This window comes from Kitasatospora sp. NPDC023176 (genome assembly GCF_055560495.1).
Window position 1 is genome coordinate 109,306 of the sequence record NZ_JBVHIP010000015.1, and the last position, 20,012, is coordinate 129,317.

At 72.9% G+C, this 20,012-nt stretch carries 15 protein-coding genes; 11 read left to right on the forward strand and 4 right to left on the reverse strand.

The window, feature by feature from the left end:
• Nucleotides 1-270 precede the first annotated feature (270 nt).
• The gene (locus ACZ3YL_RS21490) at nt 271-660 is read left to right on the forward strand and encodes a DUF3040 domain-containing protein (RefSeq protein ID WP_188305497.1); all 390 of its coding nucleotides are present in this window, start codon (nt 271-273) and stop codon (nt 658-660) included.
• A gap of 90 nt (nt 661-750) precedes the next feature.
• Here ACZ3YL_RS21490 and ACZ3YL_RS21495 read toward each other — a convergent pair whose 3' ends face one another.
• The 4 genes from ACZ3YL_RS21495 to ACZ3YL_RS21510 all read right to left on the reverse strand — a co-directional run bounded on the left by ACZ3YL_RS21495 (nt 751) and on the right by ACZ3YL_RS21510 (nt 6,368).
• Nucleotides 751-3,186, reverse strand: a complete 2,436-nt coding sequence (locus ACZ3YL_RS21495; RefSeq protein ID WP_465659109.1) for a transglutaminase TgpA family protein — start codon at nt 3,184-3,186, stop codon at nt 751-753.
• Nucleotides 3,183-4,505 carry a DUF58 domain-containing protein gene (locus ACZ3YL_RS21500; protein ID WP_317621119.1) on the reverse strand — a complete coding sequence of 441 codons (1,323 nt, stop codon included), beginning with the start codon at nt 4,503-4,505 and terminating at the stop codon, nt 3,183-3,185. The genes ACZ3YL_RS21495 and ACZ3YL_RS21500 overlap by 4 nt, the downstream gene beginning before the upstream one ends.
• 1 nt (nt 4,506) lies before the next feature.
• Complete coding sequence (locus ACZ3YL_RS21505) at nt 4,507-5,553, reverse strand: AAA family ATPase (protein ID WP_411292971.1); 1,047 nt, start codon at nt 5,551-5,553, stop codon at nt 4,507-4,509.
• A 272-nt stretch (nt 5,554-5,825) separates the two neighbouring features.
• Nucleotides 5,826-6,368: a beta-class carbonic anhydrase gene (locus ACZ3YL_RS21510; protein WP_188305494.1), complete on the reverse strand. Its 543-nt coding sequence runs from the start codon at nt 6,366-6,368 to the stop codon at nt 5,826-5,828.
• Between the two features lie 587 nt (nt 6,369-6,955).
• Between ACZ3YL_RS21510 and rsmH the strand changes: the two genes are divergently transcribed.
• From rsmH to ACZ3YL_RS21560, 10 genes are all read left to right on the forward strand, one after another.
• Nucleotides 6,956-7,930: a 16S rRNA (cytosine(1402)-N(4))-methyltransferase RsmH gene (rsmH, locus tag ACZ3YL_RS21515; RefSeq protein WP_465659112.1), complete on the forward strand. Its 975-nt coding sequence runs from the start codon at nt 6,956-6,958 to the stop codon at nt 7,928-7,930.
• A gap of 131 nt (nt 7,931-8,061) precedes the next feature.
• Nucleotides 8,062-8,598, forward strand: a complete 537-nt coding sequence (gene ftsL / locus ACZ3YL_RS21520; RefSeq protein ID WP_465659114.1) for a cell division protein FtsL — start codon at nt 8,062-8,064, stop codon at nt 8,596-8,598.
• Nucleotides 8,595-10,814, forward strand: a complete 2,220-nt coding sequence (locus ACZ3YL_RS21525) for a peptidoglycan D,D-transpeptidase FtsI family protein (protein WP_465659116.1) — start codon at nt 8,595-8,597, stop codon at nt 10,812-10,814. The genes ftsL and ACZ3YL_RS21525 overlap by 4 nt, the downstream gene beginning before the upstream one ends.
• A 6-nt stretch (nt 10,815-10,820) precedes the next feature.
• On the forward strand, nt 10,821-12,473 hold the full coding sequence (locus tag ACZ3YL_RS21530) for a UDP-N-acetylmuramoyl-L-alanyl-D-glutamate--2,6-diaminopimelate ligase (protein WP_465659118.1): 1,653 nt from the start codon (nt 10,821-10,823) through the stop codon (nt 12,471-12,473).
• Nucleotides 12,470-13,873: a UDP-N-acetylmuramoyl-tripeptide--D-alanyl-D-alanine ligase gene (locus tag ACZ3YL_RS21535; protein WP_188309267.1), complete on the forward strand. Its 1,404-nt coding sequence runs from the start codon at nt 12,470-12,472 to the stop codon at nt 13,871-13,873. Before ACZ3YL_RS21530 ends, ACZ3YL_RS21535 begins: the two co-directional genes overlap by 4 nt.
• Nucleotides 13,873-14,934 (forward strand): phospho-N-acetylmuramoyl-pentapeptide-transferase, encoded by a 1,062-nt coding sequence (mraY, locus tag ACZ3YL_RS21540; RefSeq protein ID WP_188309292.1) that lies wholly within the window; start codon nt 13,873-13,875, stop codon nt 14,932-14,934. Before ACZ3YL_RS21535 ends, mraY begins: the two co-directional genes overlap by 1 nt.
• Nucleotides 14,931-16,367 carry a UDP-N-acetylmuramoyl-L-alanine--D-glutamate ligase gene (gene murD, locus ACZ3YL_RS21545; protein WP_465659120.1) on the forward strand — a complete coding sequence of 479 codons (1,437 nt, stop codon included), beginning with the start codon at nt 14,931-14,933 and terminating at the stop codon, nt 16,365-16,367. The genes mraY and murD overlap by 4 nt, the downstream gene beginning before the upstream one ends.
• Nucleotides 16,368-16,514: 147 nt before the next feature.
• Complete coding sequence (gene ftsW / locus ACZ3YL_RS21550; RefSeq protein ID WP_465659122.1) at nt 16,515-17,822, forward strand: putative lipid II flippase FtsW; 1,308 nt, start codon at nt 16,515-16,517, stop codon at nt 17,820-17,822.
• A gap of 6 nt (nt 17,823-17,828) precedes the next feature.
• The gene (murG, locus tag ACZ3YL_RS21555) at nt 17,829-18,935 is read left to right on the forward strand and encodes an undecaprenyldiphospho-muramoylpentapeptide beta-N-acetylglucosaminyltransferase (protein ID WP_188309270.1); all 1,107 of its coding nucleotides are present in this window, start codon (nt 17,829-17,831) and stop codon (nt 18,933-18,935) included.
• Entirely contained in the window at nt 18,928-19,701 is a 774-nt protein-coding gene (locus tag ACZ3YL_RS21560) for a cell division protein FtsQ/DivIB (RefSeq protein WP_188309271.1), read from the forward strand. The genes murG and ACZ3YL_RS21560 overlap by 8 nt, the downstream gene beginning before the upstream one ends.
• Nucleotides 19,702-20,012 lie beyond the last annotated feature (311 nt).

Below are 20,012 nucleotides of genomic sequence, written 5' to 3' on the forward strand. Positions count from 1 at the left end.
GTCCGATCCGTCCGGCGTTGAGCCGGGTGCGGCCCCGCCCCGTCCAAGTGGCCCGTCCCACGCGGCGCAGACCACTCCGTAACGGGCCCACGGACCGTATGATCTGGGTAAAGCCGGAAAGCATGACAGCTGGATGCGTGGGGCATATGGACGACACGGGCCGGGTCCCCCACACGGGCGTCCGACCGTGTGCCCAAGGCTGATTGGACTGGCCTCCCCGACCGGGGTGGCGGACCGGTCGCACCCGCGACCGACGAGTAGGAGGACTCCGTGCCGCTCTCGGAGCACGAGCAGCGACTGCTCGACCAGATGGAGCGAGCGCTGTATGCCGAAGATCCCAAATTCGCGTCAGCGCTTGAGGGAACCGGGCTGCGCACCTACACCCGCCGGCGGGTCTACCTGGCCGTCGCCGGCTTCGTGGTGGGGATCGGTCTGCTGATGGGCGGCATGGTCGTTCCGGACCAGATCTGGGTCAGCGTCGTCGGTTTCCTGGTGATGCTCGGGTGTGCGGTGTTCGCGGTGACCGGCTGGCGCCGCGGGCCCGCGAGCCAGGGCTCCGGCCCCCGCCAGGCCGCCGCCCCGCGTCGCAAGGCCGGAATGATGGACCGGGTGGAGCAGCGTTGGCAGCGCCGCCGGGACGAGCAGGCCGGCGGCTTCTGAGCCGTAGCGGCGCAGCGCCGCATCGAGGGACGAGAGAACGAGAGCCGGGGCGGGCAGTCGATCGACTGCCCGCCCCGGCTCTCGTGTGGGTCAGGACTCCGGGGTGGACCGCTTGCGGCGGATGACCACCCGGCGCACCGGGCCGGAGACGGCCTCGGCGGCCCGGCCGGTCCGGGCGGCGGCGCCTGCCCGGACCGCCCGCACCGTGTCGGAGATCCGCCACCACAGCTGCGCCGAGGACGGCGGAAGCAGCAGTGCCCGGACCCGGCCGGCCCGGCGGGTGCGGGCCCACAGGGCACGCCGGGCGGCGCGGACGTCGGCGGCCAGCGAGGCCGTGGTGACCTGCCCGGGACGGGCGTAGAGCACCCGCTCGGTGGCCAGGGCCAGCCGCCCGGCGGCGGCTGCCGCGTCCGCGTCCAGGTCCGCCGTCTCGGTGATCCGACGGGCGGCCGAGCGCGGCGTGCGTGACTCGTCCGGGGGAATTCCGAGGTCCCAGGCGGAGTCGACCAGCTCGTCCCAGGCGGCCAGCACCTGGGCGTCGGTGAGCTCGACCGGACCGTCCCCGCCCGGCCGGCGGCGCCCGCCGCCGCCGAGCCGTCGACGGCGCACGGCCGTCCGCCAGAACATCGGTACGAGCAGCAGGGCGATCAGCGCGACCACCACGGCCAGGGTGCCGAGCACCTGCCCGGACAGCAGCCAGGACTCCTCGGCGGCCGTGCTCACGGTCTTGCTCTTGGGACCGCAGTCGCCCAGCTGGTGCTGCTTGGCGGTGCAGTCGGAGCTGCTGCTCGGCGCCGGGACGGCCGCCGTGCTGGTCGCCGCGGCGGTCGGCTGCTGGGTGGGAGCGGTGGTCGGGGTGCTGGACGCCTCGCTGTAGTTGGTCGGGATGCCCCGGCTCGGGGTCGGCTCGAAGCGCAGCCAGCCGTAGCCGGAGAAGTACAGCTCCGGCCAGGCGTGGTACATCTTGCCGGTCACCGAGTAGGTGCCACCGCCCTTGCTGTCGCCGGGGGTGAAGCCGACCGCGACCCGGGCCGGGATCTTCAGCACCCGGGCCATCGCGGCCATGGTGGAGGCGAAGTGCACGCAGAAGCCCTTGCGGTCGCGTAGGAAGACCGCGATGGCGTCGCTGCCGGTGCCGCCCTCGACTGCGGTGTCGTACGTGAACTGAGGGCCGGTGAACCACTTCACCAGGGCCGTCGCCCGGTCGTAGTCGTTGCGCGCGCCGGCGGTGACCGCCTTGGCCTGCTCGGCCACCACGGACGGCAGGTCGGAGGGGAGGGCGGTGTAGTGGTCCCGGACGTCCTGCGGGGCGAGCGGCGCGGTGCGCAGTTCGTTGGCGCTGGGCCGCAGGTCCAGCGCGCTGACGGTGTAGTGCAGGCCGCGCATCGCCTTGTCGTTGGCCGGCAGGACGGTGCGGGTCATCGGGTCGAACCCCCAGTCACCGCGGTTGGGGACCTGGACGGAGGCGGCCGGGTAGGGCATCGGCAGCCAGCTCTTGTCCAGCTTCTCGCTGACCTGGAAGTCGCCCTTGAAGCGGGCGACGTCGGTGTCCCGCAGACCCTCGGGGGCGGGCATGGTGACCGGCAGGCTCATGACCGCCGTGCTGCTGAGCTTCCAGGAGGTGCCGTCGAACTGGTCCAGCGAGCCGGTGCGCAGGTAGGTCTGGTCGGCGAGGTCGCTGTCCAGGCTGTAGGAGAGCAGCTCGGTGTCGGACGGCTTGGTGATCGAGGCCTCCAGGCTGACCAACGGGTCGAGGCTCGTCAGGCTCCCGGCGGTGCCCTTGCCGGACGACCCGCCGGAGCCGGAGTCGAACAGCCCGAGGTCCCAGCGCGGCAGGAAGACCGGCAGCAGCAGCGCCAGGGCCAGCGCCAGGACGCCGACCTGCTGGCCGCCCAGGCCGACCTGGGTGGAGGTCACCGTGCCGCGCGGGCCGCCGCGGAAGACCCGGCCCCAACGGGAGACCCGGTCCTGGCCCTCGGCGAACAGCAGCACCAGGTAGCCGACCGCGGCGCAGCCGAACCAGACCCAGCTGCTGTGCTCCCCGGCCAGGCCGTTGCCGATCGAGTAGAGCGCCAGCAGCGGCAGCCCGGCCAGCGCCGAACGCCGGTACGTCACCGCGATGGCGTCCACCAGCACGGCGATCAGGCCGACCGCGGAGACCAGGATCAGCCGCAGGCCGGCGGTCGGCGGCGCCGGGATGGCGTACTGGGTGATGTCGTCGACGCCGGCCGAGAAGACCTGGCTGAGCACCCGCATCGCGGACGGCCCGGGCAGCACGCCGGCGGTCATCCCGGAGCCGGCGAAGCCGATCAGCATCAGCAGGAGCAGCACCAGCACCTGGGCCACCGGCACCGACCAGCGGTAGAGCGGCGAACGGCGCAGGCCCGCGCCGACCCCCGCGACCACGGCGATCACCAGGAACGCGTGGGTGAGCCAGCTGCGGGTGGTCAGCAGCGGCAGCATGCACAGAGAGGCGAGGGCGGTGGCCAGCGCCGAGTAGACGGTCAGTTTGGCCCGGGGGGTCACGCGCCGGCCTCTTCTCGGTAGGGGGCGGTGGTCTTGGCGCCGTCGGCGGCCCGCCACAGGTCCGGCACGGAGTCGCCGGCCCGGGCCGGCAGGACCGTCCAGCCGGCCTGGCGCAGCTCCCGGACCCGCTCGCGGAACGCGTCCCCGCCGGTGCCGGGGGCGAGCATCCGCAGACCGGCCCAGGTGCCGGTGTCGAGCAGGAAGACGACGGCCCCGCCGGTACGGCCGCGCAGCCGGGCCAGCCGGGCGGTCTGCGCCTGGTCCAGGTCGCCGAGGACGGCGACCAGCAGGCCCTCACCGCCGGACCGCAGCGGCTCCTCGGCGCGGGAGAGCCCGGCGCCGTCGGACAGGTCGGCGACCGCGAGGGCGTCCAGGATCAGCCCGGAGGTGTCGGCGGCGACGTTGTGGCCGCCGCTGCCGGGCCCGGGCACCCACTGGCCGGTGTCGGTGAGCAGCCGGGTCTGGTAGCCGCGCTCCAGCAGGTGCACGGCGACGGAGGCGGCGCAGCTGACCGCCCACTCGAAGGAGGACGCGGGGCCCATGCCCCGGTGGCCCACCTCGCGGGTGTCCAGCAGGACGGTGGCGCGGGCCTTCTGCGGCTGTTCCTCGCGGCGCACCATCAGCTCGCCGTACCGGGCGGTGGAACGCCAGTGCACCCGGCGGAGGTCGTCGCCGGGCCGGTACTCGCGCAGGATCACGTCGTCGTCGCCGGCCAGCGCCAGCGTGCGGGTGTGGCTCTCGCCCTGGCCGATCCACTCGCCGGTGAGCCGCACCTGCGGCAGCGCCTGCACCTGGGGGACGACGGTGAGCACGTCGGCGGCGGCGAAGGCGCGGTTGACCTCGCACATCCCGAACGGGTCGGACAGCCGCAGCTGCAGCGGCCCGAGCGGGTAGCGGCCGCGCAGGTCGGAGCGGACCCGGTAGGAGACCTCGCGGAAGCCGCGCGGCTCGACCTTGTCCAGCACGAAGCGCGGGCGCGGCCCGAGCACGTACGGGACCTTGTCCTCCAGCAGCAGCAGCCCGGTGGGCACCCGGGAGACGTTGTCCACCCGCAGGTGGACCCGGGCCTCCTGGCCGGCGATCGCCCGGTGCGGGCTGAGCCGGCGTCCGCTGGCCACCCGGTAGCGGGTGTTGGCGACCACCACGGCGGCGGCCAGCGGCAGCGCGGCGAGCAGCACGCCGACCCGCAGCAGCGCGTCCTGGTCGAGCAGGTAGGAGCAGACCACCGCGGTCAGACCGGCGGCGAGGAAGGAGCGGCCCCGGGTGGTGAGGCCGCGCAGTCCGGCCCGCAGTCCGCCCGTCGGGTCGGATGAGGCCACCTCAGCCCCTCCGGACGGCCGGGCCGCCCTGCGGACGCGGCAGCGGCAGCCGGGCGACCAGGTCGGTCACGATCTGCTCGGAGGTGCGCCGGCCGAGCTGGGTCTCGGCGGTCGGCATCAGGCGGTGCGCGAGGACCGGGACGGCCAGGCGCTGGATGTCGTCCGGGGTGACGTAGTCGCGCCCGTCCAGCGCGGCGGCGGCGCGGGCGGCCCGGACCAGGTGCAGGGTGGCGCGCGGCGAGGCGCCCAGCCGCAGCTCGGGGCTGGTACGGGTGGCGGCGACCAGGTCGACGGCGTAGCGGCGGACCGGGTCGGCGATGTGCACGGTGCGGACCAGCTCGACCAGCTTGAGGATGTCGGCGGCGTGCGCGACCGGCTGGAGGTCGTCCAGCGGGTTGGCGCCGGCGTGCACGTCGAGCATCGCGAACTCGGCCTCGGGGCTCGGGTAGCCGATCGAGATCCGGGCCATGAAGCGGTCCCGCTGGGCCTCCGGGAGGGGGTAGGTGCCCTCCATCTCGACCGGGTTCTGGGTGGCCACGACCATGAACGGCGAGGGCAGCTCGTAGCTGGTGCCGTCGATGGTGACCTGGCGCTCCTCCATGGACTCCAGCAGCGCGGACTGGGTCTTGGGCGAGGCGCGGTTGATCTCGTCGCCGACCACGATCTGCGCGAAGATCGCGCCCGGGCGGAACTCGAAGTCGTGCCGCTGCTGGTCGTAGATGTTGGTGCCGGTGACGTCCGAGGGCAGCAGGTCGGGGGTGAACTGGATGCGGCGCACGGTGCAGTCGACGGACTTGGCGAGCGCCTTGGCCAGCATGGTCTTGCCGACGCCGGGCACGTCCTCCAGCAGCAGGTGGCCCTCGGCGAGCAGGACGGTCAGGGCGATCCGGATGGCCTCCGGCTTGCCCTCGATCACGCTCTCGATGTTGGTCCGGACCCGGTCCACCACTGCGGCCAGCTCCGAGAGCCCGACCGGACGGTACCCGTTCGCCCTCTGCTCGCCCCCCGCAGGACTGCCGAGACCGGCCTGATCGTTGTAGCTCGTCACCCGTTTACGCTCCCTGGCACGCTGCGCCCGCCCCACCTGAGGCCGGACCCCACCCATGCTTGACGCGGCCGTCCCGGGGGCGGTTCCGAAGGAGGATCCGGCGCCGGTGGGCGGCCTGCGGCCCGGCCGACCCAGGTGGTTCGGGGTCCGACCGGCAGGCGCATTCTCCCCCGTTCGGCGGCCAGAAGTCACCATTCGGCGGTCTCCGAATGCCCGGAGGGGGAGGTGGTGGGGGTCCCGCCCCGGGTCGAAGGGCGGGCGAGCGGGCGGCGCTACCGGATCTCGCGCAGCAGCCCGGTGTGGACGTCGAACACGAAGCCGCGGACGTCGTCGGTGTGCAGCAGGAACGGGGAGGTGCGCACCCGCTGCATGGACTGGCGGACGTCGCTGTCCAGGTCGACGAAGGCCTCCACCGCCCACTGCGGGCGCTGGCCGACCTCCAGCTCCAGCTCGCGGCGGAAGTCCTCGGTGAGGCCGAGCAGGCCGCAGCCGGTGTGGTGGATCAGGGCGATCGAGCGGGTGCCCAGGGCGCGCTGGCTGATCGTCAGGGACCGGATGGTGTCGTCGGTGACGACGCCGCCGGCGTTGCGGATGACGTGGGCGTCGCCCAGTTCGAGGCCGAGCGCCGCGAACAGGTCGAGACGGGCGTCCATGCAGGCCACCACGGCGATCTTCTGGACGGGGCGGGCGTCCATGCCGCCGTCCCGGAAGGTCACCGCGTACTCGCGGTTGGAGGTGACGAAGCGGTCGATGATGGTGGGTCCGGTGGAGTCGGCAGCGGCGTTCGGCGTGGGCCGGTCGGGGGTCACTGTCATGGGGGCGACGTTAGTGCGATCCGGGGCCCCGCGGTGGGGCGGAGAGCTACAGAACGCACCGCTGTGATCGAGCGCATAGCGACAACGGGCGGGTTTGTCCGGACTGGTGCCGGAGTCGTCCCGGAGCGGTCCTGTGGCCGGTGCCGGGGCCGGTCCCGCGGTGGGTTCGTACCCGGTCGCTCGACGGGGGCGCGTGGCGCTCGCCGAAGGCCCCCGGCCGGTGCCCTCGCCGGACCGCCCGGACGGCCACGACCTGCGGTGATCCGTACCGCCGCCCGGGTGGTGCGCCGGAGCGGACCATTGACTGGAAGGGTCCGCGCGATAGAGTTGCGCCGCGTTGAAGCACACCCGCCGCAGCCCGTCAACCGGGCCGTTCCGGCCGGTGCGCGGCCCGGCCGATGCGGCTCGTGGCCTCCACCCGCTCCGTGTTCACCTGGCGCACCTTCCCCGGCGCCGGGCGTCCACGACCTTCCCCCAGAGCGGGCGGGGACCACGGGCCGCGTCGTCGCGCCGACGGGCGGTGGGCGAGAATGGTCGGAGCTCCCGGTCGTCGGGCTGCTCCGCACCGAGGAAGGGCGCCACCGCGCATGACCACCAACGAACCGGGTCCCAAGCACGTTCCGGTGATGCTGCAGCGGTGCATGGACGCGCTGGCCCCGGCGATCTCGCGCCCCGGTGCCGTGGTGGTGGACGCCACCCTCGGCCTCGGCGGGCACAGCGAGGCGCTGCTGACCCAGTTCCCGGAGGTGCGGCTGATCGCGGTGGACCGCGACCCGCAGGCGCTGAAGCTTTCCGGCGAGCGGCTGGCCCCTTTCGGCGACCGGGCCACCCTGGTGCACGCGGTGTACGACGAGATCCCCGAGGTGCTGGAGCGCCTGGGCATCGACGAGGTGGACGGCGTCCTGTTCGACCTCGGCGTCTCCTCGATGCAGCTGGACGAGGCCGACCGCGGCTTCGCCTACGCCCAGGACGCGCCGCTGGACATGCGGATGGACCAGACCCGGGGGATCAGCGCGGCGGAGGTGCTGAACACCTACAGCCACGGCGACCTGGCCCGGATCCTCAAGGTGTACGGCGAGGAGCGGTTCGCCGGGAAGATCGCCTCGGTCATCCTGCGGGAGCGGGAGAAGGAACCGTTCACCAACAGCGCGCGTCTGGTCGAGTTGGTGCGCAACGCCATCCCGGCGGCGACCCGCCGGACCGGGGGCAACCCCGCCAAGCGGACGTTCCAGGCGCTGCGGATCGAGGTCAACGGTGAGCTGGAGGTCCTGGACCGGGCGATCCCGGGGGCGCTGGACGTCCTCGCGATCGGTGGCCGGATGGTGGTGATGTCGTACCAGTCGCTGGAGGACCGGCTGGTGAAGCAGTACTTCGCCGCCGGCTCGACCAACACGGCCCCGCCGGGGCTCCCGTTCATCCCGGAGGAGCACCAGCCCTGGCTCAAACTGATCACCCGCGGTGCCGAGCAGGCCACCGAGGAGGAGATCGAGGAGAACCGGCGCGCCGCGCCCGTACGGCTGCGGGTGGCGGAGAGGATCAGGGACCGAAGCAAGCGGGGCTGAGGAACGGTCCGGCGGGGTCCGAAGGGTGGAGGAGAGCAGTGGGGCCGGTGGCCGGTGAGGTCCGGGCGGGGCGGGGAGGACTGCCCGGACAGGGCAGGGCGCGGATCACGGTCCGGCCGGGGCGGCGCCCCGTGCGGGGGCGCACACCGTTCGCGGTGCTCGTCGTGGTGCTGCTGGCGGCGGGGCTGCTCGGGCTGCTGGCGCTGAACACGGCGCTCAACGAGGGCTCCTTCGAGCTGTCCCGGCTGCAGAAGCAGACCACCAAGGCGACCGACGAACAGCAGAGCCTCCAGCACGAGATCGACCAGAGCTCGGCCCCGGATGCGCTGGCCAAGCGGGCCGCCGAGCTGGGCATGGTCCCGGCCGGCGGGATGGCCTTCCTTGACGTGCCGAACGGCGGCAAGGTGATCGGCACGCCCGGCCCGGCACAGGACAGCCCGCCGGTGAAGAAGTCGACGGTCGAGCCGTGGCCGATGAAGGCCTCGCCCGGCGCGCAGGCCCCGGCCCAGCAGAGCGCCGCGCCGAGCGCCTCGCCCACTGCCCAGCCTCCGGCGCAGCCGAACACCCAGGCGCCGCCGCCGACCCCGGCGGCCTCGGCCGGTGACTCGGTGATCCAGCTCAACCCGGTGACATCCGCACCGGCCCAGCACGGGGGTGGTACCCGATGACGACACCTCGTCAGCCGTCAGGCTCCGGTTCGGGTGCCGGCCGCCGGCAGCCGCCGCGCCCGGGGACGGCCCGGCCCGCCGCCGGGCGCGGCCAGCCCGCGAAGGGGCAGCCGGCCAAGGGTCAGAGCGCCAAGCCCCAGCCGCCGAAGGCGCAGCCGGCGAAGGGCTCGACCGCGCGCGGCCAGTCCGCCAAGGCGCAGCCCGCCAAGGGCGCCGCCGCCCGGACCCCGCGGGCGCCGCAGCAGCGCCGCCCCGAGGGCCGCCCGCCGGCCCGCAGCCAGGCGGCGGTGCGGCCGCGCCCGAAGCCCCGCCTGCCGCTGCGCCCCAAGGCGCTGCGGCTGGCCGAGCCGAAGCGCCGGCTGCGGGTGATCGGCGTGGTGCTGTCGCTGGTGTTCTCGGTCTTCGCCGGGCGCCTGGTCCAGCTCCAGCTGGTGGACGCCGACGCGCTGGCCGCCGACGCCAACACCAACCGCTACCTGAACATCCCGATCACCGCCGAGCGCGGCTCGATAACGTCCTCCGACGGCGTCGCGCTGGCCGCCACGGTGGACGCGTACGACATCACCGCCGACCCGGCGATGTTCACCCCCGAGGCCACCGGCATCCCGGACGCGCCGGAGCAGGCGGCCGCCCTGCTGTCGCCGATCGTCGGCGTCGCCAAGGAGAAGATCGCCGCCGACCTGCACACCCCCAAGACCCGCTACAAGCGGCTCGCCGCGCAGCAGACCCCGGCCGCCAAGAACCAGATCAGCGACCTCAAGGCGGGTCTGGAGAAGAAGGCCGGCTCGCGTACCTGCCAGGCCCAGAAGAAGCTGCTCGGCAAGCCCGCCGACCAGGGCGGGCGCACCCGGGTGGACAACGAGTGCGCCAATCCGCTGGCCGGGGTGTTCAACCGGGAGACCCAGAAGCGGATCTACCCGGCCGAGGGCCTGGCCGCCAACCTGGTCGGCTTCGTCAACGGCGAGGGCGAGGGCGCCGGCGGACTGGAGCTGCAGTACCAGAAGCAGCTGGCCGGCAAGGACGGCCACAGCAGCTACGCCCAGGCGGGCGGGCGGCTGGTCCCCACCGCCGGGGGCTCGATGGACCCGGCCGTGCCCGGCAGCGACATCAAGCTGACCATCAACCGGGACGTCCAGTGGGCCGCCCAGCGGGCGATCACCGACCAGGTGGCCAACTCCGGCGCGGAGAAGGGCTATGTGGTGGTCCAGGACGTGAAGACCGGCCAGGTCATCGCGATGGCCTCCGCGCCCGGCTTCAACCCGAACGACCTGAGCCTCGCCAAGCAGTCCCAGATGGGCAACCCGGCCCTGGTCGACGCCTACGAGCCGGGCTCCACCGCCAAGCTGATGAGCCTGGCCGCCGTCCTCGACTCCGGCAAGGCCAACTGGGACACCAAGGTGACCGTCCCGTACCCGTTGGTCCGGGCCGGGCAGCAGTTCAAGGACGACGTCGAGCACGGCACCTGGTACCTGACCCTGGCCGGGGTGCTCGCCAAGTCCTCCAACATCGGCACCATCGAGGCGATCGAGACCCTCGGCGACGGCGACCAGCTGAAGGCCAACCAGGTACTCGACAGCTACATGCGCAAGTTCGGCGTGGCCCAGCCGACCGGCCTGAACTTCCCCGGGGAGACAGCCGGGATGCTCAAGAAGCCGGAGGACCTGGTCGCCTCGGAGAAGTACAACATCTCCTTCGGCCAGGGCCCGATGCAGATGAACGCGCTGCAGGCCACCTCGGTGTACTCGACCATCGCCAACGGCGGGGTGCGGGTCGCGCCGAGCATCGTCCAGGGCGTCACCGGGGCGGACGGCAAGTACACCCCGACCCCGCCGGGCGAGCAGAGCCGGGTGGTCAGCGAGCAGACCGCCAAGACCCTCACCTCGATGCTGGAGTCGGTCGTCGACGACGAGCAGGGCACCGGCGGCAAGGCCGCCATCCCCGGCTACCGGGTCGCCGGCAAGACCGGTACCGCCAACCGGGGGGCCGCCGACGGCAAGGGCTACGACGGCTACACCGCCTCCTTCATCGGCTTCGCCCCCGCCGACGCCCCCCGCTACACCGTCTCCTGCACCCTCCAGGGCCCGGTCAACGGGCACTTCGGCGGCCAGCTGTGCGGCCCGGTGTTCAAGCAGGTGATGGAGTTCACCCTGAAGACCATGCAGGTCCCGCCGAGCGGAAGCCAGGCGCCGAACCTGCCCGTCGAGTGGAAGCCGTGAACGAGGATGAGCAACCAGCGGGCCGGTGCGGACGGCGGCGCGGCGAAGGCCCGGTTTGGCCCTGGGCACCCTTCGGCGGATAGCCTTCGCGCCGTGCCGAAACCCGATCAAACCACCGTGAGTCCGCCCCGCCCGACCGGGGCCGCCGCCCTGCCGCTCGCCGAGCTGGCCGCCCGGCTGGGCCTGCCGCCCGTCGAGGGCGGCAGCGTCACCGGCGTCACCCACGACTCCCGCGCGGTGCGCCCGGGCGACGTGTACGTGGCCTTCCCGGGCGCCAACCACCACGGCGCGGCCTTCGCCGCCAAGGCCGCGGACGCCGGCGCGGTGGCCGTGCTGACCGACCCGGCGGGCGCCGAGCTGGCCGCCCCCACCGGCCTGCCGCTGCTGGTCGTGGACCGGCCGCGGGCCCGGATGGGCGAGCTGGCCGCCATCGTCTACGGCCACCCGTCCGAGCGGCTGCTGATGCTCGGGCTGACCGGCACCAACGGCAAGACCACCACCTCGTACCTGGTCGAGGGCGGTCTGCGCGGCGCCGGGCGCAGCCCCGGGGTGATCGGCACCGTCGAGATGCGGGTCGGCGAGGAGCGGATCAAGAGCGAGCGCACCACCCCCGAGGCCACCGACCTGCACGCGATCCTCGGTGTGATGGCCGAGCGCGGCGCGGACGCGGTGACCATGGAGGTCTCCAGCCACGCCCTGGTCTTCGGCCGCACCGACGGGGTGGCGTACGACGTCGCGCTGTTCAACAACCTCACCCCCGAGCACCTCGACTTCCACCCGGACATGGAGGACTACTTCCAGGCGAAGGCCCGGCTGTTCCAGCCCGGCAAGTCCCGCCACGGGGTGGTCAACCTGGACGACGAGTACGGCCGCCGGCTCGCCGCCGAGGCCGAGATCCCGGTGACCTCCTTCTCCGCGACCGGTGACGCCCGCGCGGACTGGCGGGCCGTGGACGTCCAGCTCGGACCGGCCGGCTCCACCTTCCGGGTCGTCGGCCCGGACGGCGCCGAGGCCGACGCCTCCGTCCCGCTGCCCGGCCCGTTCAACGTGGCCAACGCGCTGGCCGCGATCACCGTGCTGGTCGCCGCCGGACTGCCGCTGGATCGGGCGGTGGCCGGAGTGGCCGCCGTCCCCGGCGTGCCGGGCCGGCTGGAGCGGGTGGACGGCGGACAGCCGTTCGTCGCCGTGGTCGACTACGCCCACAAGCCGGACGCCCTGCAGGCCGTCCTCGCCTCGCTGCGCGAGGTCACCAAGGGCCGGCTGCACGTCGTCATCGGCTGTGGCGGCGACCGTGACCCGCACAAGCGCGGCCCGATGGGCGCCATCGCCGCCCGGCTCGCCGACACCGCCCTGCTGACCAGTGACAACCCGCGCAGCGAGGACCCGCTGGCGATCCTCGCCAGCATGCTGACCGGCGCCGCCGCGGTGCCCGAGGCCGAGCGCGGTGCCGTCCTGGTCGTCCCCGACCGGGCGGAGGCGATCCGGCTCGCGGTCGCCCGCGCCCTGGCGGGGGACACCGTGCTGGTGGCCGGCAAGGGCCACGAGCTCGGCCAGTACGTACGAGACGAGATCCGCCCCTTCGACGACCGGGAGGTACTGCGCGAAGCTATCGCGCGGGCCACGGCCGACCGGGGCGACCGAGGAGTAGAGCAGCAGTGATCGCACTGACCCTCGCCGAGGTGGCCGCCGCCGTCGGAGGCACGCTGGACGGCGCCGACCCGGACACCCTGGTCACCGGCCCGGTCGAGGTCGACTCGCGGAAGGTGAGCCCCGGCTGCCTGTTCGCGGCCTTCGTCGGCGAGCGCGTGGACGGCCACGACTACGCGGCCACGGCGGTCGACGCCGGCGCCGTCGCGGTGCTGGCCTCCCGCCCGGTCGGCGTGCCCGCCGTCCTGGTCGACAGCGTGGTGGAGGCGCTCGGCCGGCTGGCCCGGACCGTGGTCGCCCGCGCCGAGGGCACCACGGTGGTCGCGCTGACCGGCTCGGCCGGCAAGACCAGCACCAAGGACCTGATCGCTCAGCTGCTCCAGCGCCACGGCGAGACCGTCTTCCCGCCCGGCTCGCTCAACAACGAGATCGGCCACCCGATGACCGCGCTGCGGGTCGAGGACGGCACCCGGCACCTGGTGATGGAGATGGGTGCCCGGCACAAGGGCGACATCGAGTACCTCACCTCGATCACCCCGCCGCGGATCGGCCTGGTCCTCAACGTCGGCACCGCCCACGTCGGCGAGTTCGGCTCCCAGGAGGCGATCGCCGAGGCCAAGGGCGAGCTGGTGGAGGCGCTGCCCGCCGAGGGCGCCGCGATCCTCAACGCGGACGACCGGCTGGTGCGCGCGATGGCGTCCCGCACCAAGGCGAAGGTCGTCCTGTTCGGGGAGTCCCCGGACGCCGACGTCCGGGCGACCGATGTTCGCCTGGACGCCACCGGGCGGCCATCGTTCACGCTCACCACCCCGGCCGGTTCCGCGCCCGTGCAGCTGCGCCTGTACGGTGAGCACCACGTCTCGAACGCCCTCGCCGCCGCCGCGGTGGCGACGGAGCTCGGGATGACCGTCGACGACACCGCGGCAGCCCTGGGCGAGGCGGGTGCGCTGTCCCGCTGGCGCATGGAGGTCGTCGACCGGGCCGATGGTGTCACCGTCGTCAACGACGCCTACAACGCGAACCCCGACTCGATGCGGGCCGCGCTGCGGGCGCTGGTCTCGATGGGCGGCCGCGGTCCGGAGCGCCGCCGCACCTGGGCGGTGCTCGGCGAGATGCGGGAGCTCGGCGAGGACAGTCTGGCCGAGCACGACGCCATCGGACGGCTCGCCGTCCGGCTGGACGTCACCAAGCTGGTGGCGGTCGGCGGACGCGAGGCGGCCTGCATGGAACTCGGCGCGAGGAACGAAGGTTCGTGGGGTGAGGAGTCGGTGCTGGTGTCCGACGCGGACGCGGCGGTCGAACTGCTGCGCAGTCAGCTGCGGCCGGGGGATGTGGTCCTGGTGAAGGCGTCCCGTTCGGTGGGGCTGGAGAAGGTGGCCGAGGCCCTCCTGACGGATGGTGCTGCCCGATGATGAAGCAGATCCTCTTCTCCGGGATGATCGGCCTGATCCTCTCGCTGGTCGGTACGCCCGCCCTGATCAAGCTGCTCGCCCGGGGCGGCTACGGCCAGTACATCCGTGACGACGGGCCCAAGGCGCACCACAGCAAGAAGGGCACGCCCACCATGGGCGGCATCGCCTTCATCCTGGCGACCCTGATCGCGTACTTCGGCACCAAGGCGATAACGGGCGAGAGCCCGACCGCCTCCGGGCTGTTGGTGCTCTTCCTGACCACCGGCCTCGGCCTGGTCGGCTTCCTGGACGACTACATCAAGGTCGTCAAGCGCCGCTCGCTGGGCCTGCGGGCCAAGGCGAAGCTGGCCGGGCAGTCGATCGTCGGTCTGGTGTTCGCCATCCTGGCGCTGCAGTTCCACGACGACCGCGGCCTCAGCCCGGCCTCCCAGTCGCTGTCCTTCGTGCGCGACTTCAAGTGGTCGATCGGCCCGGTGCTGTTCGTCATCTTCGCGTACTTCATGATCGCGGCGACCTCCAACGGCGTGAACCTGACGGACGGTCTGGACGGCCTCGCCACCGGTGCCTCGGTGATGGCCTTCGGCGCGTACACCTTCATCGGCGTCTGGGAGTACGGGCAGAGCTGCGCCTACTTCCTCTCCGCCACCAACGCCTGCTACGACGTCCGCGACCCACTGGACCTCGCCGTGGTGGCCGCCGCCCTGATGGGCTCCTGCTTCGGCTTCCTGTGGTGGAACACCTCGCCCGCCAAGATCTTCATGGGTGACACCGGCTCGCTCGCCCTCGGCGGCGCCCTGGCCGGTCTGGCGATCTGCTCGCGCACCGAGCTGCTGCTGATCCTGCTCGGCGGCCTCTTCATGATCATCACCCTGTCGGTGATCATCCAGGTCGGCTCCTTCCGGATGACCGGCAAGCGCGTCTTCAAGATGGCGCCACTACAGCACCACTTCGAACTCAAGGGCTGGAGCGAAGTCCTGGTCGTGGTCCGCTTCTGGATCATCCAGGGCCTGTGCGTGGCCGTCGGCCTCGGCCTCTTCTACGCGGGATACCGGACCGGATGACGAACTTCGACTTCAAGCACCTGCCCGTGGTGGTCGCCGGCCTCGGCGTCTCGGGCATCAGCGCCGCGCGGGTCCTGAACGGGCTCGGTGCGAGCGTCACCGTGGTCGACGGCGGCAGCGGTGAGGGCCTCACGGCCCGCGCCGCCGAGCTGGAGGCACTCGGCGTCGCGGTGCGCCTGGGCGACGGCGCGAGCCTGCCCGAGGGCACCGAACTGATCGTCACCTCGCCCGGCTGGGCCCCCGACAGCGCGCTGTTCGCCGCCGCCGAGGCGGCCGGCGTCCCCGTCTGGGGCGACGTCGAGCTGGCCTGGCGGCTGCGCAAGCCGCTGCCGGGCACCGGCGAGCCCGCCCCCTGGCTGGCCGTCACCGGCACCAACGGCAAGACCACCACCGTCCAGATGCTCGCCTCGATCCTCACCGCGGCCGGCAAGCGCACCGCCGCCGTCGGCAACGTCGGGGTCTCGGTGCTGGACGCGGTGCTCGCCGAGGAGCCGTACGACGTGCTCGCCGTCGAACTCTCCAGCTACCAGCTGCACTGGGCGCCCTCGCTGCGCCCGTACTCGGCGGCCGTCCTCAACCTGGCCCCGGACCACCTCGACTGGCACGGCTCGATGGAGGCGTACGCCGCCGACAAGGGCCGGATCTACGAGGGCAACGTGGTGGCCTGCGTGTACAACCTGGCCGACCCGGCCACCGAGGCGCTGGTCCGCGAGGCCGACGTCGAGGAGGGCTGCCGGGCGGTCGGCTTCGGCCTCGGCGCGCCCGGCCTGTCGAACTTCGGCGTGGTGGACGGCCTGCTGGTCGACCGCGCCTTCGTCGCGGACCGGGCCAAGAACGCGGCCGAACTGGGCTCCGTCGAGGACGTCAACCCGCCGGCCCCGCACAACATCGCCAACGCGCTCGCCGCGGCGGCGCTGGCCCGGGCGTACGGGGTCGAGCCGAAGGCCGTCCGGGAGGGCCTGCGGGCCTTCCGCCCGGACTCCCACCGGATCGCCGAGGTCGGTACCGTCCGCGAGGTCACGTACATCGACGACTCCAAGGCCACCAACACCCACGCCGCCGCGGCCTCGCTGGCGGCCTACCGGCCGATCGTCTGGGTCGCCGGAGGGCTGGCCAAGGGCGCGACCTTCGACGACCTCGTCCAGGGCGCGGCCGAGCGGCTGCGCGCGGTCGTGCTGATCGGGCAGGACCGGGCGGTGATCCGCGAGGCGCTGGAGCGACACGCTCCGGATGTGCCGGTGATCGAGGCGGCCGAGGGCCAGACTGGCGCGGTGGCGATGACCGAGATCGTTCGAACGGCCGCATCGCTCGCCCGATCGGGTGACACGGTGCTGCTGGCCCCGGCCTGCGCCTCGATGGACATGTTCACCAACTACGGCGAGCGCGGCGACCTGTTCGCGGCGGCCGTCCGGGAGCTGGCCGCAGGGGAGTGAGCCAAAGGGCCGCGCCGACGACCCGTCGGCGGCCGGTCGGGGCGCCCGGAGGCGAACGGGCCACAAGAGTGGGAGCGGGGAGCGGTGGCGGGGCAGGGCAGGGCGGATTCCGGTGCGACGAAGCAGGACGCCGCCGAGCCGTGGCGAGTGATCTCCGCCACCACGACCAAGTACAAGTCGGCCGGTCCGCTGGGACGGTTGCAGGCCTTCCGGGCCCGCGTCCGGTACTGGCTGGACCGGCCGCTCACGCCGTACCTGCTGATCGTGGGCACCACCCTGCTGCTGGTCGTGCTCGGCCTGATGATGGTCTTCTCGGCCTCGCAGATCCTGGCGCTGAACCAGCACCACACCGCGCAGTACTACTTCCTCAAGCAGCTGATCGCCGCCATTCTCGGCCTGGTCCTGCTGGTCGGCTTCGCCTCCGTCCCGGTGGCGGTGCTGCGGGTGATCGTCTACCCGGTGATGTTCGGGGTGATCGGCGCGCTCGCGCTGGTCGCCGTGCCCGGCATCGGGGTGCGAATCAACGGCAACCAGAACTGGCTGGACTTCGGGTTCTTCCAGTTCCAGCCCTCCGAGTTCGCCAAGCTCGCGCTGGTGCTCTGGGGCGCCGACCTGCTCGCCCGCAAGCAGAAGGCCGGCACCCTCACCACCTGGAAGCACCTGCTGGTGCCGCTGGTGCCGGGCGCCCTGCTGCTGCTCGCGCTGATCATGATCGGCGGTGACATGGGCACCTCGATGATCCTGGTGGCCATGGTGTTCGCGCTGCTCTGGATGGTCGGCGCACCGCTGCGGCTGTTCGTGGCCACCCTCGGGGTGGCGGTCGTGGTCTGCACCGCCCTGGTGATCACCGTCCCGCACCGGGCCGAGCGCCTGGGCTGCATCGGCGTCACCAAGCTCGACCCGGAGGGCACCTGTTTCCAGGCCCTGCACGGCGCGTACTCGTTCGCCCTCGGCGGCGGCTTCGGCACCGGCCTCGGTGCCGGCGTGGAGAAGTGGGGCCAGCTGCCCGAGGCGCACACCGACTTCATCTTCGCCGCGACCGGCGAGGAACTCGGTCTGGTGGGGACGCTGTCGGTGATCGGTCTCTTCGCGGCACTAGGCTACGCGGGTATCCGTGTGGCCATCGGTACGAAGGACCCCTTCGTCAGGTACGCCGCGGGAGCCGCCACCACCTGGATCATGGCGCAGGCCATGATCAACCTGGGGTCGGCGCTGGGACTGCTGCCCATCGCGGGCGTCCCGCTCCCGCTGTTCTCCTACGGCGGTTCCGCCATGCTGTCGGCCATGTCCGCGATCGGAGTGCTGCTGTGCCTGGCACGCAGCTCTTCGGGCGCGAAGGCGGCCCTGGCCGCCCGGAGCAAGAACTCCCGGATCAGGAAGCGACTGGCCCGGGTGCTGCCACGACGACGAACCACAGCGCGCCCGGCCCCCGGGCCGGCACGCAGGGAGCGGTGAATTTCGGTGCATGTCGTACTCGCCGGCGGGGGGACCGCCGGTCACATCGAGCCGGCCATGGCCCTCGCGGACGCACTCCGCAGGCACGACCCGTCCATCGGGATCACCGCCCTGGGCACCGAGAAGGGGCTGGAGACCCGGCTGGTACCCGAGCGCGGCTACCAGCTGGAGCTCATCCCGGCCGTCCCGCTGCCCCGCAAGCCCACCCCCGAACTGATCACCGTCCCCGGCCGGCTGCGCGGCACCGTGCGGGCCGCCCAGGAGATCATCGAGCGGGTCAACGCCGACGCCGTGGTCGGCTTCGGCGGCTACGTCGCGATGCCCGCCTACCTGGCCGCCAAGCGGGCCGGCGTGCCGATCGTGGTGCACGAGGCCAACGCCCGCCCGGGCCTGGCCAACAAGATCGGCGCCCGCTACACCGACTTCGTCGCGGTCTCCACCCCGGACAGCAAGCTCCGCGACTCCCGGTACATCGGCATCCCGCTGCGCCGGACCATCGCCACCCTGGACCGCAACGCCACCCGGCCGGAGGCCCGCCAGTACTTCGGCCTCGACCAGCGGCTGCCCACCCTGCTGGTCTCCGGCGGCTCCCAGGGCGCACGGCGGCTCAACGAGACGGTCACCGCGATCGCCCCGCGGCTGCAGCAGTACGGCGTGCAGATCCTGCACGCGGTCGGCCCGAAGAACGAGCTGCCGCAGGTCGCGGACGTCCCCGGGATGCCGCCGTACCGCCCGGTGCCGTACATCGACCGGATGGACCTCGCCTACGCCGCGGCCGACCTGATGCTCTGCCGGGCCGGCGCCATGACCGTCGCCGAGCTGGCCGCGGTCGGCCTGCCCGCCGCGTTCGTGCCGCTGCCGATCGGCAACGGCGAGCAGCGGCTGAACGCCCAGCCGATGGTCAAGGCCGGCGGTGGCCTGCTGGTGGACGACGCCGAGCTGACCACGGACTGGGTGCTGCAGAACGTGCTGCCGGTGCTCACCGACCCCCAGCGGCTCTGGGACATGAGCCGGGCCGCCGCCGAGTTCGGCCGCCGGGACGCCGACGACCTGCTGGTCGGCATGGTGTACGAGGCGATCCAGGCCCACCGGGGTGGTCGCCGACGTGGCTGACGGCCGGCTCGCCGACCCTCTGGACGAGGAGCTGGAGGAGGAGTCCGCTCCCCGCCTCCGGCTCTCCCGGCGGGGCATCGTGGTGCTGAGCGTGCTCGGCGCCGCGGTGCTGGGCGGGCTGGCCTGGGTGGTGTTCTTCTCCTCGGTGCTGGACGTGCGCGACGTCGCCGTCCAGGGCGCGACGGACGACAAGCTGACGTCGGACCAGGTCCGCCAGGCGATCGGCGGGACGGCCGACGGCCCGCTGGCCCGGGTCGACCTGGACGGCGTCCGGCACCGGGTGGAGGCGATCCCCCGGGTGGCGAAGGCCGAGGTGTGGCGGGGCTGGCCGCACACCCTGCAGGTCAAAGTGGTGCAGCGGACGGCGGCCGCCGCCGTCAAGGGGGATGACGGACAGTTCACCCAGGTGGATGCCTCCGGCGTGAGCTTCGCCACCGAGGCGGCGCCGCCCCAGGGCGTGCCGGTGGTGGAGCTGCGGCTCAGTCAGTCCGCGAAGGACGTGGACGGAGTGATCTCCCGGCCCCAGTTGGTGCAGGGTGCGGTGGCGGTGGCCGCCGGGCTCCCGCCGGAGATCGCCAAGCGCGCCGGATCCGTCCTGGTGCACTCCTACGACGACATCGAACTGCAGCTCAGCGGGGGTGCGACGGTGCGTTGGGGGAGCCCGGAGGAGACCGACCGGAAGGCCCGGGTGCTGCTGGCGCTGATGAAGCAGAAGGGCACCAACTTCGACGTGACGGCGCCTGAGGCGCCGGCGGTGTCCGGCTGATCCGCTAGATTCTGTGCCCGAGGGAGGGGTTGACGCCTCGAAGTGTCGGCCCGACCCTTGGTGGTCACCCCGGTTTCCATTGCCGGCCGATGATCACATAGGCTCAAAAGAAAAAGGGAAGCTCGGCGTGTTCGTTGAAACGCGTGCCCGGAGCCACCTAGTGTCCTGTGTCACCAGACTGTGTCCATTGGTGATGTGACGGAGACACAGAACTAACCCTAAAGGTCAAGTTTAGGGTTGGGGTCGGCGGTCGGCATTTCGGACATTCAGTCAGAAACCAGGCTCCCTACCCATCGACATCCGTCGGTACG

Coding starts and splice junctions, on each gene's coding strand:
- murD (WP_465659120.1), top strand. CDS start 14,931: ATGACGAACTTCGACTTCAAGCACCTGCCCGTGGTGGTCGCCGGCCTC.
- ACZ3YL_RS21525 (WP_465659116.1), top strand. CDS start 8,595: ATGACGACACCTCGTCAGCCGTCAGGCTCCGGTTCGGGTGCCGGCCGC.
- mraY (WP_188309292.1), top strand. CDS start 13,873: ATGAAGCAGATCCTCTTCTCCGGGATGATCGGCCTGATCCTCTCGCTG.
- rsmH (WP_465659112.1), top strand. CDS start 6,956: ATGACCACCAACGAACCGGGTCCCAAGCACGTTCCGGTGATGCTGCAG.
- ACZ3YL_RS21530 (WP_465659118.1), top strand. CDS start 10,821: ATGAGCAACCAGCGGGCCGGTGCGGACGGCGGCGCGGCGAAGGCCCGG.
- ACZ3YL_RS21510 (WP_188305494.1), bottom strand. CDS start 6,368: ATGACAGTGACCCCCGACCGGCCCACGCCGAACGCCGCTGCCGACTCC.